The sequence below is a fragment of the Vibrio sp. 1-1(7) genome, assembly GCF_013048485.1.
In the GTDB taxonomy this organism is placed as follows: Bacteria; Pseudomonadota; Gammaproteobacteria; order Enterobacterales; family Vibrionaceae; genus Vibrio; species Vibrio fujianensis.
In genome coordinates this window covers 1377368-1389994 of sequence record NZ_VHSP01000001.1, presented here as the reverse complement: position 1 = coordinate 1389994, position 12627 = coordinate 1377368, and the positions used below count along the sequence as shown (strand labels likewise).

16 protein-coding genes are annotated in these 12627 nt (G+C 44.9%); 8 read left to right on the top strand and 8 right to left on the bottom strand.

Features of this window, described 5'->3' with window-relative positions; translation table 11 throughout:
* Positions 1–5: 5 nt before the first annotated feature.
* The 8 genes from FKN05_RS06400 to FKN05_RS06365 are packed head-to-tail and all read left to right on the top strand — an operon-like array spanning position 6 to position 7285.
* Complete coding sequence (locus FKN05_RS06400; protein ID WP_099611925.1) at positions 6–737, top strand: flagellar basal-body rod protein FlgF; 732 nt, start codon at positions 6–8, stop codon at positions 735–737.
* A 25-nt stretch (positions 738–762) separates the two neighbouring features.
* Positions 763–1548, top strand: a complete 786-nt coding sequence (gene flgG / locus FKN05_RS06395; protein WP_099611926.1) for a flagellar basal-body rod protein FlgG — start codon at positions 763–765, stop codon at positions 1546–1548.
* 29 nt (positions 1549–1577) lie between these two features.
* Positions 1578–2249: a flagellar basal body L-ring protein FlgH gene (gene flgH, locus FKN05_RS06390; protein ID WP_099611927.1), complete on the top strand. Its 672-nt coding sequence runs from the start codon at positions 1578–1580 to the stop codon at positions 2247–2249.
* Positions 2249–3370, top strand: coding sequence for a flagellar basal body P-ring protein FlgI (locus tag FKN05_RS06385; protein WP_170887125.1), 1122 nt, complete (start codon positions 2249–2251; stop codon positions 3368–3370). Before flgH ends, FKN05_RS06385 begins: the two co-directional genes overlap by 1 nt.
* Positions 3371–3382: 12 nt before the next feature.
* The gene (locus FKN05_RS06380; protein ID WP_170887124.1) at positions 3383–3943 is read left to right on the top strand and encodes a rod-binding protein; all 561 of its coding nucleotides are present in this window, start codon (positions 3383–3385) and stop codon (positions 3941–3943) included.
* Positions 3944–5317 (top strand): flagellar hook-associated protein FlgK, encoded by a 1374-nt coding sequence (gene flgK / locus FKN05_RS06375; protein WP_170887123.1) that lies wholly within the window; start codon positions 3944–3946, stop codon positions 5315–5317. It begins immediately after the preceding gene.
* A 13-nt stretch (positions 5318–5330) separates the two neighbouring features.
* Positions 5331–6230, top strand: a complete 900-nt coding sequence (gene flgL / locus FKN05_RS06370; RefSeq protein WP_099611931.1) for a flagellar hook-associated protein FlgL — start codon at positions 5331–5333, stop codon at positions 6228–6230.
* Positions 6231–6244: 14 nt separating this feature from the next.
* Positions 6245–7285 (top strand): flagellin, encoded by a 1041-nt coding sequence (locus tag FKN05_RS06365; protein ID WP_170887122.1) that lies wholly within the window; start codon positions 6245–6247, stop codon positions 7283–7285.
* A gap of 99 nt (positions 7286–7384) precedes the next feature.
* On the opposite strand, the gene FKN05_RS06360 is transcribed toward FKN05_RS06365, so the two are convergent.
* From FKN05_RS06360 to fliS, 8 genes are all read right to left on the bottom strand, one after another.
* Positions 7385–7672: a hypothetical protein gene (locus FKN05_RS06360; protein WP_099611932.1), complete on the bottom strand. Its 288-nt coding sequence runs from the start codon at positions 7670–7672 to the stop codon at positions 7385–7387.
* Between the two features lie 67 nt (positions 7673–7739).
* A complete protein-coding gene (locus FKN05_RS06355; RefSeq protein WP_170887121.1) occupies positions 7740–8729 on the bottom strand; it encodes a flagellar motor protein MotB in 990 nt (329 codons plus the stop codon).
* The gene (gene motA / locus FKN05_RS06350) at positions 8729–9586 is read right to left on the bottom strand and encodes a flagellar motor stator protein MotA (protein ID WP_099611934.1); all 858 of its coding nucleotides are present in this window, start codon (positions 9584–9586) and stop codon (positions 8729–8731) included. Before motA ends, FKN05_RS06355 begins: the two co-directional genes overlap by 1 nt.
* A 9-nt stretch (positions 9587–9595) precedes the next feature.
* A complete protein-coding gene (locus FKN05_RS06345; RefSeq protein ID WP_161428360.1) occupies positions 9596–10324 on the bottom strand; it encodes a FliA/WhiG family RNA polymerase sigma factor in 729 nt (242 codons plus the stop codon).
* 12 nt (positions 10325–10336) lie between these two features.
* Positions 10337–10837, bottom strand: a complete 501-nt coding sequence (locus FKN05_RS06340) for a flagellar basal body-associated FliL family protein (protein ID WP_099611936.1) — start codon at positions 10835–10837, stop codon at positions 10337–10339.
* Positions 10838–10858: 21 nt separating this feature from the next.
* The gene (locus FKN05_RS06335; RefSeq protein ID WP_249339272.1) at positions 10859–11929 is read right to left on the bottom strand and encodes a flagellar hook-length control protein FliK; all 1071 of its coding nucleotides are present in this window, start codon (positions 11927–11929) and stop codon (positions 10859–10861) included.
* Positions 11926–12246: a LafD gene (locus tag FKN05_RS06330; RefSeq protein ID WP_099611937.1), complete on the bottom strand. Its 321-nt coding sequence runs from the start codon at positions 12244–12246 to the stop codon at positions 11926–11928. The genes FKN05_RS06335 and FKN05_RS06330 overlap by 4 nt, the downstream gene beginning before the upstream one ends.
* Complete coding sequence (gene fliS, locus FKN05_RS06325) at positions 12230–12616, bottom strand: flagellar export chaperone FliS (RefSeq protein ID WP_099611938.1); 387 nt, start codon at positions 12614–12616, stop codon at positions 12230–12232. Before fliS ends, FKN05_RS06330 begins: the two co-directional genes overlap by 17 nt.
* Positions 12617–12627: the final 11 nt, after the last annotated feature.

The window sequence follows — 12627 nt, the reverse complement described above, 5'->3', positions numbered from 1 at the left end:
TTGATATGGATAGTTTGTTATTTACCGCCACTTCCGGTGCAACTCGAGCCTTGAAAGCTCAGCATGTTCACTCCAATAACTTGTCAAATGCGGATACGGCAGGTTTTCGTGCCGATATGGAAAGGGTGCAAAGTTTGCCCGTTGAAGGGGTTGGGTTTGATGGCCGCACTATGGTCGTAACCAACTCCGCCTCTACCCGTTTCGATGCGGGGGATTTGATAAAAACAGGTCGACCGCTTGATGTGGCCATGCGCGGAAAAGGGTTCTTTGCGGTTGAAACGCCAGCGGGAAATGAAGCTTATACCCGTGCGGGGAACATTAATGTCGATAGTTTTGGTGTGATGAGCATCAATGGTTTTCCTGTCTTGGGTGAAAATGGTGCACTTGTACTGCCTGATTACCAGAATGTAGAAATTAGTGAACGGGGCCTTGTGTCTGTTACACCACCGGGAGGTGGTGCAAAAATAGAGGTGGGTACATTAAAACGGGTCAACCCACCGGAAGGGCGCTTGCAAAAAGAGAGTGACAGTCTGTTACACAGCATTGATGGTGTTCCTTTCCCGGTCGATGAAACCGTTCAATTGGCCCCCGAGCATTTGGAAGGAAGTAACGTCTCTGCCATCAATGAACTATTGAGTGTGATGTCTTTGACTCGCAATTTTGAGATGCAGGTGCGGATGATGAAAACCGCTGAGACATTGGCTCAAGCCGGTAACAAATTAATGGCAGCGAGATAACGCTAACCTCTGTAGGAGAGACACAATGCATTCAGCATTATGGGTAAGTAAAACGGGTATGGCAGCCCAAGATACTAAAATGACAGCCATTTCGAATAACTTAGCCAACGTAAACACGGTTGGCTTTAAACGCGATCGCGTTGTATTTGAAGACTTATTTTACAGTATTCAACGCCAACCGGGCGCGCAAGTTGATCAGATTAATGAGTTACCAACCGGCGTTCAGCTCGGTAGCGGTGTTCGTGTGGTGGGCACACAAAAAGTCTTTACTCAAGGGAATACCCAAAATACTAGCCAACAGTTTGACCTCGCGGTTATGGGGCAAGGTTTTTTTCAGATCGAAAACACCGATGGCCAAATAATGTATACCCGTAATGGGCAATTTCATATCAATTCAGAAGGTTTGATGGTGAATAGCCAAGGTCTACCGTTGGAGCCGCAAATTCAAGTTCCAGATAACGCTGTTGCAGTCTCTGTTGGCGTTGATGGTACGGTAACCTCGGTCAGCAATGATGATCCGACACCACAGCAGCTTGGACAAATTACTCTAGCTAAGTTTATTAATCCGGCGGGCTTGGAAGCGGTAGGTGGAAACCTGTTTAAAGAAACTGAGGCCAGTGGGCCAGCCAATGAATTGATTGCTGGAGAAGATGGAGTGGGTCAGATTAAACAGGGCTCATTAGAAGGTTCGAATGTTCAGGTAGTTGAAGAAATGGTCGATATGATTACTACTCAACGAGCCTACGAAATGAATGCGAAAGTGGTTTCTGCTGCGGATGATATGCTCAAGTTTGTCGCGCAATCGATGTAAACAATAGGGTGATGGTGAAAGAGAACGTGATGAAAATATTTTCCCGCGCTTGGGTTGTTGGTGCATTACTTTTGGTTGGCTGCTCTGGCCTACCAGAGCTGGTTCCTCCTTCGCCAAACAGTGAAGAATATGCGCCGCCAAAACTCGATTACACTTTACCTGAAGCGAAGTCAGGCAGTCTTTATCGTCACCAGTATACGATGACTCTGTTTCAAGATCGTCGGGCTTATCGAGTTGGTGATATTCTGACGGTTTTACTTTCTGAAGAAACGGAATCGAGTAAAAAAGCCGGAACCCAATTTGGCAAGAAATCCGGGGTGAACTTGGGCGTGCCGACCATTGGCGGCAAAGTCATTGATGAGTTGGGCGTTAGCATTGATGGCAATCGTAGCTTTGATGGTAGCGCTTCCAGTTCGCAAGGAAATAAATTACAAGGTGCCATCACCGTGACCGTACATGAAGTCTTACCCAATGGTGTTTTGCGTATCAGTGGTGAGAAGTGGCTAAGACTCAATCAAGGCGATGAATTTATTCGCTTAACGGGCATCATTCGAGTGGATGATATCAGTCGGAGTAATCAGGTTTCATCGAAAAGAATTGGTGATGCAAGAATTACCTATTCTGGTCGCGGTGCCTTGGCGGATAGTAATGCTTCAGGTTGGTTAACGCGATTCTTTAATAGCCCTTGGGTGCCTTTCTAATGAAACAAATCAAAATCTTTCTTTCAGTATTTCTCATCGGGTTGGTGTTGGGTATGGCACCGGTAACTCAAGCGGAAAACAAAATAGCGTTAATGGATTTGGTTGATGTGCAAGGTATTCGGCAAAACCAATTAGTCGGCTATGGGTTGGTGGTTGGTCTTGATGGGCAGGGTGACCGCAATCAAGTTAAATTCACCTCACAATCCATCACCAACATGCTTCGTCAGTTTGGTGTGCAAATCGACGAAAGCATGGATCCTAAACTAAAAAACGTTGCCTCAGTGAGCGTGACCGCTTCCGTTGATCCCATGGCTGGGCTAGGACAAACGCTTGATGTCGTCATCTCTTCTATTGGCGATGCAAAAAGCTTGCGAGGAGGAACATTACTCTTAACGCCGTTACGAGGAATTGATGGCGAAGTGTATGCCGTTGCGCAAGGCAATGTTGTCGTTGGGGGGTTATCGGTTGAAGGAAGGAGCGGTTCTAAAGTTCAGCAGAATATCGCTACCGTAGGGCGCATTCCTAGTGGGGCAACTCTAGAGCGAGAGATTGCCACCGACTTCAATGAACGTGAAGAAATCACCCTCAATCTACGCAAACCTAGTTTTACCACAGCCAAGAATATCGCTCGTGAAATTAACAACACTTTTGGCCCTAATGTCGCTAAAGCCATTAATAAGGCACGGGTAGAGATGCGAGCGCCGATGGATACACAGCAACGCGTGGTTATGATGTCGATGCTAGAAGAAATGAGTGTGACAGAGGGAAGAAAACCTGCGCGTATTGTCTTCAATTCTCGCACTGGCACGGTCGTGATTGGGCAAAATGTGAAGGTGGCAGAAGCCGCCGTTAGTCATGGTAATCTTACGGTGCGTATTTCGGAATCACAACAGGTGAGTCAACCGAATGCCTTTGCTGATGGTGAAACCAAGGTCGTAAATCAGAGCGATATTGATATCAATGAAGAGCAAGCCCAGATGGTGATCTGGCCCCCAGGTACAGACATTAATACTATTGTTAATGCAGTCAATAGCTTAGGAGCGACTCCCAGTGATTTAATGTCAATTTTACAAGCCTTGAACGAAGCGGGCGCACTGAATGCTGAATTAGTCGTAATTTAAAAGGGAGCCAAGATGAAATTAGACACCAACCCAGAATCGTCTCAATTGGGTAACATCTTGTACCACGACAATAATGCCTTGAATCAAATCAAAAGTAGTCGTGATGATAAAGCCGCTATTGAAGCGGTTGCTGGGCAATTTGAAGCCATGTTCTTACAAATGGTATTACGCCAGATGCGTAGCAGCAGTGATGTGTTAGCCGATAAAGACAACCCTTTTGTTAGTAAGCAACAAGGTATGTTCTTAGATATGTATGATGGACAGTTAGCGATAGAGTTAGCCAAAAAACAAAGTTCAGGGATTGCTAACCTGTTAGTACAACAACTGAGTCCATCAATGCGTGAAGTTGAGCTAACCGGCAGCATGGCGATAGAGCCTGCCAATGAAATTAAGTTCTCCCCTATCGGGTTAGCGCCGGCAGGAAGGTCGCCACACGATAATCACGCTGAGCAAAGCGTCAACTCGGCGATTAACGTTAACGCAGAAGCGGTCGCCTCTGTTAAGCAAGTACTAAATGAGGTTGGCATGACGACGGCGTTTTCTCAACCACTTGTTCGAAAAATGGAGCTGTAGATGAGTCTCGTTAATATTGCCTTGTCGGGTCTGAATGCCAACCGTGTCGCGCTAGAGATAACCGCGCAGAATGTCGCTAACGTCAATACTGCTGGCTATAGTCGTCAACAGGCGGTACATGCCGCGATTGGCTCTGGTACTTATGATCGACTCAGCCCTGGCTCAGGCGTCGAAGTCACCAGTATTCGTCGGGTAACTGAACAATTTTTAGTGAAACAAACGTGGTTAACGAACAGCCTTGCAGGTTATGCTTCAAGTTATACCAATAGCATGAGTCAACTTGAGAACACCTTGTCTGCTGATGGTTTTAGTATTTCAGCTGGGTTAGATACCTTATTTACTTCGCTCAATGATGCAACGGTTAAACCTGAATCGATTCCTTACCGTCAACAAATTATCAATGAGTCAGAAGCGTTATCGCATCGTTTCCATACCCTCAGCCAATCATTGCATCATCAGCATAAGGATATCAGCGACCAGCAAAATGCTGCGATATTGCACGCCAATAGTTTGATGAGCAATATTGCGGATACCAACAAACAGATCGCTGAAATGCAAGGCACCGGAGGTAATCCTGCCCAATTATTGGATGCCCGAGATGCGTTAATTGGCGAGCTTGCTCAAGTGCTCGAAGTCAGAACAACCGATCAACCAGACGGCACGTTACAAGTGACGTTAGCATCAGGACAACCGTTAGTGATAGGTGCAGAAGCGGCGAAACTCAAAGCGATTCCCGATCCTGCTGATCCCTATATGGCGGATTTGCAGGTGGAATTTGGTAAGCAAAATTTTGCTATCTCTCATGCGGTTGGTGGCAAGTTAGGGGCGTTAGTTGATTATCAACATGACGTGTTAAAGCCAAATCAACGGGCGCTCGATGATATGGCTCAATCGTTGGCTGATGAATTTAATCATATTCTTGCGACGGGGAAAGATCTGAACGCAAACACAGGTAAGCCGTTATTTCAGTACGACCCCACCAACCCTGCCGCAAGCTTAAGCATTACCGATATTCAACCTGAAGAATTGGCTTTTTCTGAAGATGGAACACCTGGTAACTCCGGTGTGTTGAGCCACTTAATCGAATTAAGTAATAAAGCGGTGAGCGTAACAGGTTACGGTTCTTTAAGCTTGAATGATGCATTCACTGCCATGGTCGGGCAAACCGCGATCAAGGCCAGACAAGCAACTGCAGATTTTGATGCCAAAACAACAATGAATAAACAAGCGATTGCGGCTAGAGACAATGTCAGTGCCGTCAATAGCGATGAAGAAGCGGCAAATTTAATGGTATTTATTAATGCTCATAACGCGAATATGAAAGTGATCAGCAAAGCCAACGAGCTTTTCGATTCCGTTCTTCAACTAGTCTAAAAAGGAAGTTTTGATGCGAATCAGTGATAGCCAATTTAGCCAAATTATGTTGCAAAGTTTGCAAGGTAATAATGCGGGTTTGGGGCAAGTCTTACAACAAATGTCAACCAGTGACCGTTTAACGAAGATTTCGGATGATCCGATGGCATCGATTAAGCTGCTAAATCTTGAACGGGAAGGGAGTGCAATCGATCAATATCAATCTAATATTGCGAATGTTAAAACGACACTTTCTCGTCAAGAAACGCATTTAGATTCTGTCAATGAAAGTTTAAAAAGTATTCGCGACCTTGTGTTGTGGGGAGCAAATGGTTCACTTACCGATGTTGATCGCGATGGAATGGTGACGGAACTTAAAAGTTTAAGGGATGCGGTTGAATCGTCCTTTAATGCTCAAGATGAAGAAGGGCATTATCTATTTTCGGGAACCAAAACCAATAAACCAGCGATACAACATAGTGGCGGGGCATATATTGTCGATGGAAACAGCGATAAGCGCGTGGTTACTGTGGCTAAAGGCGTAACAATGGAATCAAATGTCACCGCGAAGGAGATCCTTGAGCTGGGTGGCGGGAATAATGTTCTTAACCAAATTGATACGCTGATTAGCGAATTTGCGGCTCCGAGTGCAAATTTTCAGGCAACGGTAGACGCGACGCTGAGCGTGATTGATCAAACCTCGGCAAATGTTTTAGGAGCAATGACCAATATTGGTGGGCGTTATAACAACCTAGACTTGCTCAATAGTGCTCATGGTGAGAACAAGTTGTTTGTTGATAAAGTCAGCAGTGATTTATCCGCGCTTGATTATGGTGAGGCTTCCGTTCGTTTGAGTAAATATCTTGCTGCGTTGCAAGCCACTCAGGCCAGTTATGTCAAAATCAATGAACTTAGTTTGTTTGATCGGTTATAAGGTTAACAAGTTTTATGGTAATGAGCACGGTGAAGGTTAAGCCGCATGGTATTCGATTGGCGGGGCAAGAGCAGCCGCCAATAACACCGATTCGTTCAGCGAATTTAAACAGTAAGATTACCCCGCCTTTATCCACTGTTCAGGCTGCTCCTATCTCAGCCTATTCTGTTTCTGGTTTTTTGTTGACACAAGGTCAACAGCAAGCAACTTCTGTGCAAATTGCCTCAAAGTCCTTGCAAACGATGGGGAAAGAGCTGACAGGGATGAAGCGACTGTTAACCCAAGCTTTAAATGGCGGCCCACAAAGTGGGCCAGCTAAGCAAGATGAGTTAATCAAGTCCAAGAATACGCTGCATCAGGCTTTACAACAGGCTCAATTTGATGGCAAAAGGGTGGTCGATAATCAGCTGAACTTAAACTTGGATAACGCTGATATCCGTCGCTTTTCAATCCCAGGATTAAATATTCATCGACTAAATGAAAAGGCAGAGCATGTTCGGTTAGACTTTCCACAAGGTCAATCGGTGATGATCCAATTTGATGGCCAATCGGACGGTAAGCGGATGGTTAGCATGCTTGACCGTAGTGTGATTCCGATGGGAATGAGAGCATCGTTGAGTGACGATGGCAGCATCGTATTTGAGGCACAAGAAGGGCTTTATCATCAAATGCAGCAGCGGGTACTGGTAACGGGCCAAGGGCATCGTTTTCCCGCGGGGCAAGCTAACGCGATTCATTTGAAAGCGGAGCCAGAAGGTGTCTCAGAATTAATGTTTGATTTAGGGTCGCGTGAGGGAATCAAGCAATCGATATCTAAAATTAATCAGCATTTGAATCGTGTTCATGCCAGTTTGCATCAAGCTAAGTTATTTCATAGTCAGCTTCACACCCAAATGCAGTCCTTGCAAACGCAAACAAACCTTGCCTCAACGGCTCAGGTAAACGACATGTTAGCGGGGTTTATTCACGCATCAGAACATTTTACTGGCACATTCCAAGCCATGAATGCTCAAGCAAATGTACGGCGTCATAGCGTAGTCGCATTACTTAAATAGCGCATCATGGGTTTATACTTGGGTGGATGATATGGTCAATCGATCGGCGACTGACGGTGATCAGGAGCCCGATCCACTGCTTAAAATTAAACCGTGCTTTTATACTAAAAAGAAAAAATACAGAAAACAGACAAATGCCAATAAGGTCGCCGATAAGATAGGATAAATGATGTAGGAATCTTGTCTTTTGGTTCTTTGAAAACAGATAAATGTGAGCAATACATTGTAAATGAGCAGCAGTAGGCTAATCAATGTGCCACTATTGAGTGATAAATTCCATAATTGAGTTAAAAAGAACCCAAGCAAAAGATAGTCTAAAATGATTAACCACAGAAAGACTTTTTTTAAGCCATCTTTTTTAGCAAGTTGATTGGGTTCTGAATACATAGCGGCACTCAAAAAGAGAGAGTAGATATATTAAAAGAATAGGCCACTGTTGACAGTGACCTATGTTTTATATTTCTTTCAACGGGTTAGCTTTAGTGTTATCGCTCGCATCAGAAGAGACTTCTTTGCGTAGAACCGGTTGGTTAAATTCAGCTTTCTCTTTGGCTTTTTGTAGCGCAGAGTCATCTTGATGGCCAAAAAATGTATCTAACACCGCGGCGGCGGGCGTGGTCAGCACAAACAGCTCAACTCTTCGGTTTTCACTTGAGTCGGGTTCCGCTTGGTTGAGTAAGGCACGATCAGACATACCCGTGACTTGCATCACCCGTTCCTCAGGCATTCCGCCAGCGACTAAGGTTTTTCTTGCCATGTCGGCTCGATTGGCTGACAGAGCCCAATTAGACTGCTTACCTACCTGATGCCTAAAGGGGGTAGCATCGGTATGACCACTGATGATTAATGGGTTGCTGATGCGTTGAAACACCGGAGCCAATTCCAAGAGTAAATCTTCAAAAAAAGGCGTTAGTTTTGCCCCTCCTCGACTAAACATATGCTGTTTATAATCATCTTGCAGAACCACTCTCAAGCCTTGTGGTGTAATGGTGACATTAACATTACCCTGAGCGCTTATTTGAGCCATCATTTCATTAATCACCTTCGCAAGTAAGGCTAATTGCTCTTGGGTATCAAACGAGCCCGGTATAAGTGAGTCGCTCTCAGGCCCGTCAGCATTGCCCTGAAAAAATGAACTTACGACATGGTTTGAATTGTGTCGACTTAATACTGACGAATCTTGAGCCAAATCAATCGGTGAAATGCTTTGTGCGGTATCGAACGGATTACCATAGCTTTGATCAAAAAAACTTGAACTGTTAAGGTGAGCGACAATGGCTTTGCGCTCATCTTGATCAACAACTTGTAATACCCATAAAACGAGAAATAAGGCCATTAATGCGATCATAAAATCAGCAAAGGCGACTTTCCATGCGCCGCCATGATGTTCATCATGGCCGTGCTTTTTAGCGCGTTTAAAGACCACATGTTCTTGTTTTTGCATTAACCCTCCTGTTCAGCTAACCATTTTTCCATCTGATTGAAGGTCGGTTTTATGTCTAGCTGAATATGTTTACGCCCTGCGTCGATGGCAAGTAGTGTCGGCTTTTTGGCAATGTAAGCGACCAAGGTTGCTCGCACACACTCAAATGCAGACATATCGCGTTTTACTCGTTGCGCCATCGCATTACTGGTTGGGTCTAAAAAACAGTAACAGCCAAAAATACCAATAAATGTGCCGACAAGGGCGGCAGCAACGTGATAGCCAATCAGAGCAATTGAGCCATCAATCGCTTGCATTGTAATGATAATGCCACCAACAGCGGCCAATATACCAAAGCCCGGTAGTGCTTCTGCTGTTCTTTGCAATGAACGGGAAGGAAGCAGAAGATCCGTTTGAATTGCTTCGATTTCTTGTTCTAGTAATCCTTCTAATTCATGAGGCGACATTTGTCCCATTGCCATTAAACGTAAATTGTCGGTAATGAAAGAAACGAGTCTGAAGTCACGTGAAACACGCGAATATTGCGCAAAAATTGGGCTTTGTTCTGGGGTTTCAATATGAGTGTCGAGAGACTTAAAGCCAGAGCTGCGAATGGTTTCAAGTAGAACTTGTAACAGTGCCATCAATTCCATGTAATATTCACGTTCATCTTTGGGGGCTGACAAGATCATGCGCAGTTGTCGCCGCATTTCTTTTAATACTTGCGGGGGGTTACCGACAATGGTTGCTCCGATAGCTGCGCCACCGATAATTAAAATTTCAGCGGGTTGCCAAATAGCTAGCATACTACCGCCTGCCCACATATAACCGCCGAAAACACTCATGAGGATGATGAGTGCACCAAAAATTTTTTGCATGAGTAACTCCTAAGAAGTCAGGTAATGATTAAGTTGTTTGAGTGCTTGTTTGTGCAGTTGACATATCCTTGGTGGGGTGAGATTTAGCACCAAAGCAATTTCATGTAAGTTAAGTTCATGCTGATAGAATAATGTCAGTATCAGTTGGTCGCGTTTGGTCAATTGTTGAATGGCGGACTCAAGACTACGACGAGTGTGTTCATGCTCCATGCCATCATAATCACCACCAAATTGAGCATGACTGTTCATTTCGAGTAATTGATCAAGGCTTTGCATTTCACCCGCTAAGGCTGCATTTTGACGAGCATAATAATCTTGCTCGTCAGTGCCGAGCGCTTTAATTATTTCTGCATCAGTTGGCGGTCGGCCCAATGTTCGGGTCAGATCTCGAGTAACATCATTGAGTTCGTGTGCTTCCTGACGTGTTTTTCGTGAGCGCCAATCTAGTCGTCGTAGCTCATCTAAAATCGCCCCTCGAATTCGACATACGGCAAAGGCTGGGAAATTAGGGTCTTGAATATCGCCATAACGTCGTCCCGCCTCAATTAAAGCCATTAGACCGATTTGCTGCATGTCTTCGATACCACAATGCGTCGTCGCATGGACACGAAGTTGGTTTACGATTCGCTTAACAATGATCTGATGCTTTTGAAGTAACTCGTATTCATCGATTTTGTGATTCGATGTTGGGATCTGTTCTGTCGTTACATATTCGTCTTGAAAGTTCAGATCTAGCATAAATGAACTCCGTTATTGCACGACATATTTGGTTAATAAAACATCATCAATTGCTGAGATGATGGGGGTTCCTGAAAATGCTTTCAGTAACGTTTCTTTAACTTCTTTTTGTAGGGTTTCGATCGTTCCGGCTTGTTGCAGTTCGTCAAATGTTTTATGACTAAACAGCTTGAGCAATGAGTTCTGAATGATAGGCATATAGTTATCAATTTCTTTAATCTGCTCAGGTCTACGCGTTTCAATAGCCAGCTCTAACATCACAAAATGTGTTTGTTGTTTTTTACCTTTAACGGTGAGCACGACTCGGTCGAGAGAGTGGAAGGTTCGCTCTTTAGCCTCTTGTTCCTTTCCGCCTGCAAACGGTAGTGGGGCGTTTCCAATTAGGCTCTGGATAATGTTTTCTTCTCCAGTGTGTTTTAAGTACCAAACACCACCAACAACGGTGCCGACAGAAACGAGAGCACTGGTGATGAGCATAGCGAAAATCATGGCGAACATTTGTGGTTTGGTCATCATCTTATCCTCGATAACGAATTAGGCTTGAGTATTGAGCCAGTGTTCTGAATTTGTATCCATTGCGGAATGTGCTTCGTTAGCGGACACTCTCGCGGCAAAAATAGGGGTATTTTCCTCTTTTTGCGATGGATAGTGGTTTGGTTGACCACCGCCTTGTCCTGTCCCTATATTGACCTCGACATGGACGAAGTTTTGTTGTTGCAGCTCAGCACGTAAACGTTCAGATATTTGAGTTAATGCCTCGCGTGTTGCTGTGCTATTGGCGTTGATCTGAACATTGAGTTTATCGCCGTCAACACGCACCAATAGTTCCAGTTTTCCTAGCTCGGGTGGATCAAGGCGGATTTTTGCTTCTTGCATATGTTGTTGAGCTTGCAATGTGACTCGGTCATGGAGTACTTGCAGCATTTGCTCTCCCCACTTTCCAGCTTGGGTATCGATCTGTATGGATGCCCATTGTGAGCCAGAGGCTGGCAATGGTGTCACTGGTGTGTCTATGGCTGGGCCTGCATGATTGACCATGGGCGCGATAAGTGGGGAAGGTAAATTTCCCATCGCACTCAAAGAGCTCTGATTTTCCGTTTGAACTGATTTTATGATGTGGCTGGTTTGGGCTGACCATAATTCTGGTGATAGTGGTTGTGTCGCTTCCATCGGTACCAAGGGCGTAAATTTAGTTTCCGTGCTTAGCGAAGCCATCATGGGGGGTAAGCGTGTTGATGCGTTTTCATGCGTATTGAGCGGATCATGGGCGATCCTTTGCCAAAATGAGGAATAACCTTGCTCAGGGATTTCTTGCGTTGGTAAGGCACCACCAGTACTCAATGTTGGAAGAGGGATCGATTGTGCAAATGGAGCTTCTGGGAGCTGTGTAGCATCGGTGAGGTGGAGATCATCGATAGCGATTTGATATTGGCTATCCTCAAACTTTAGCTCATCCGTGCTTGACCCTGTATTGGATTGGCGTAGATATTGTCCAAAGGCGGGCATAGAGCCCGATAGCGACGGTTCACTGGTATTTTTGCCAATTTTAGGAGTGTCCAAATCTTGCGAAGAAACGGCAGAACTGGGCGATGAAATAGCGATCATTCGATTATCTCCATTGGCATTGAGAGTTGATAAGCCATGGCTCGTTCTTGTTGCGCATCAAGCATAAGCATGTCTTGTTTTAACTGTTTAGTGGCGACGTTTAGCGCAGTAAATGCAGCCATATGTGCGGCTTTTAATCGTTGCCATTCTGCACCGAGTTCAGGATCACTAAGCGCTGATCGTTGGGTTGAAAGCAGCGTCCTGACTTTGGCATCATAATGATGTAAAGCCTCCCAATCTGAGGCTTTTTGTGCGGCGTCGATTCGTTGGGCTAACTGAAGCAGGTAGCTTGATAGAAGGTTATGCTTGTTTGCCAAAGTTGACCCAGCCTTCTCGAATATTACGCATGACATGTTCTACATTGCTGAGTCGCGCAGCCTCATTTTGTACACTGGCGGTATAAAGCTCAACCTGACAAAAATCATAAAGTTGGTGAAGGTTTTGTGCGATTTCTCCGCCATTTTCTTCATCTAATGCGCTGGTTAATCCAATAAGAATATTCATGCATTTGTTGATACCAATCCCTTTTTCGGCCAAACGACCAGCGGTGAGGTGGCCACGTACACGTTCTAATTCATCCAATAAGCCATCAATCAGCATAACGACTAATTGATGCGGGGTCGCAGCAGCGGCTTGTGCATCAAGGTCGACTTGTTGGTATGAATCGTAGCCTGAATCCAGTAGCATAAATAGCTCTC

What these genes read in the sequence shown, in the direction of transcription:
- FKN05_RS06380 (WP_170887124.1), top strand. Translation starts at nt 3,383, where the DNA reads ATGAAATTAGACACCAACCCAGAATCGTCTCAATTGGGTAACATCTTG.
- FKN05_RS06355 (WP_170887121.1), bottom strand. Translation starts at nt 8,729, where the DNA reads ATGCAAAAACAAGAACATGTGGTCTTTAAACGCGCTAAAAAGCACGGC.
- motA (WP_099611934.1), bottom strand. Translation starts at nt 9,586, where the DNA reads ATGCAAAAAATTTTTGGTGCACTCATCATCCTCATGAGTGTTTTCGGC.
- FKN05_RS06385 (WP_170887125.1), top strand. Translation starts at nt 2,249, where the DNA reads ATGAAACAAATCAAAATCTTTCTTTCAGTATTTCTCATCGGGTTGGTG.
- FKN05_RS06335 (WP_249339272.1), bottom strand. Translation starts at nt 11,929, where the DNA reads ATGATCGCTATTTCATCGCCCAGTTCTGCCGTTTCTTCGCAAGATTTG.
- flgL (WP_099611931.1), top strand. Translation starts at nt 5,331, where the DNA reads ATGCGAATCAGTGATAGCCAATTTAGCCAAATTATGTTGCAAAGTTTG.
- FKN05_RS06400 (WP_099611925.1), top strand. Translation starts at nt 6, where the DNA reads ATGGATAGTTTGTTATTTACCGCCACTTCCGGTGCAACTCGAGCCTTG.
- FKN05_RS06340 (WP_099611936.1), bottom strand. Translation starts at nt 10,837, where the DNA reads ATGACCAAACCACAAATGTTCGCCATGATTTTCGCTATGCTCATCACC.
- flgH (WP_099611927.1), top strand. Translation starts at nt 1,578, where the DNA reads ATGAAAATATTTTCCCGCGCTTGGGTTGTTGGTGCATTACTTTTGGTT.
- FKN05_RS06365 (WP_170887122.1), top strand. Translation starts at nt 6,245, where the DNA reads ATGGTAATGAGCACGGTGAAGGTTAAGCCGCATGGTATTCGATTGGCG.
- fliS (WP_099611938.1), bottom strand. Translation starts at nt 12,616, where the DNA reads ATGCTACTGGATTCAGGCTACGATTCATACCAACAAGTCGACCTTGAT.
- flgG (WP_099611926.1), top strand. Translation starts at nt 763, where the DNA reads ATGCATTCAGCATTATGGGTAAGTAAAACGGGTATGGCAGCCCAAGAT.
- FKN05_RS06360 (WP_099611932.1), bottom strand. Translation starts at nt 7,672, where the DNA reads ATGTATTCAGAACCCAATCAACTTGCTAAAAAAGATGGCTTAAAAAAA.
- flgK (WP_170887123.1), top strand. Translation starts at nt 3,944, where the DNA reads ATGAGTCTCGTTAATATTGCCTTGTCGGGTCTGAATGCCAACCGTGTC.
- FKN05_RS06345 (WP_161428360.1), bottom strand. Translation starts at nt 10,324, where the DNA reads ATGCTAGATCTGAACTTTCAAGACGAATATGTAACGACAGAACAGATC.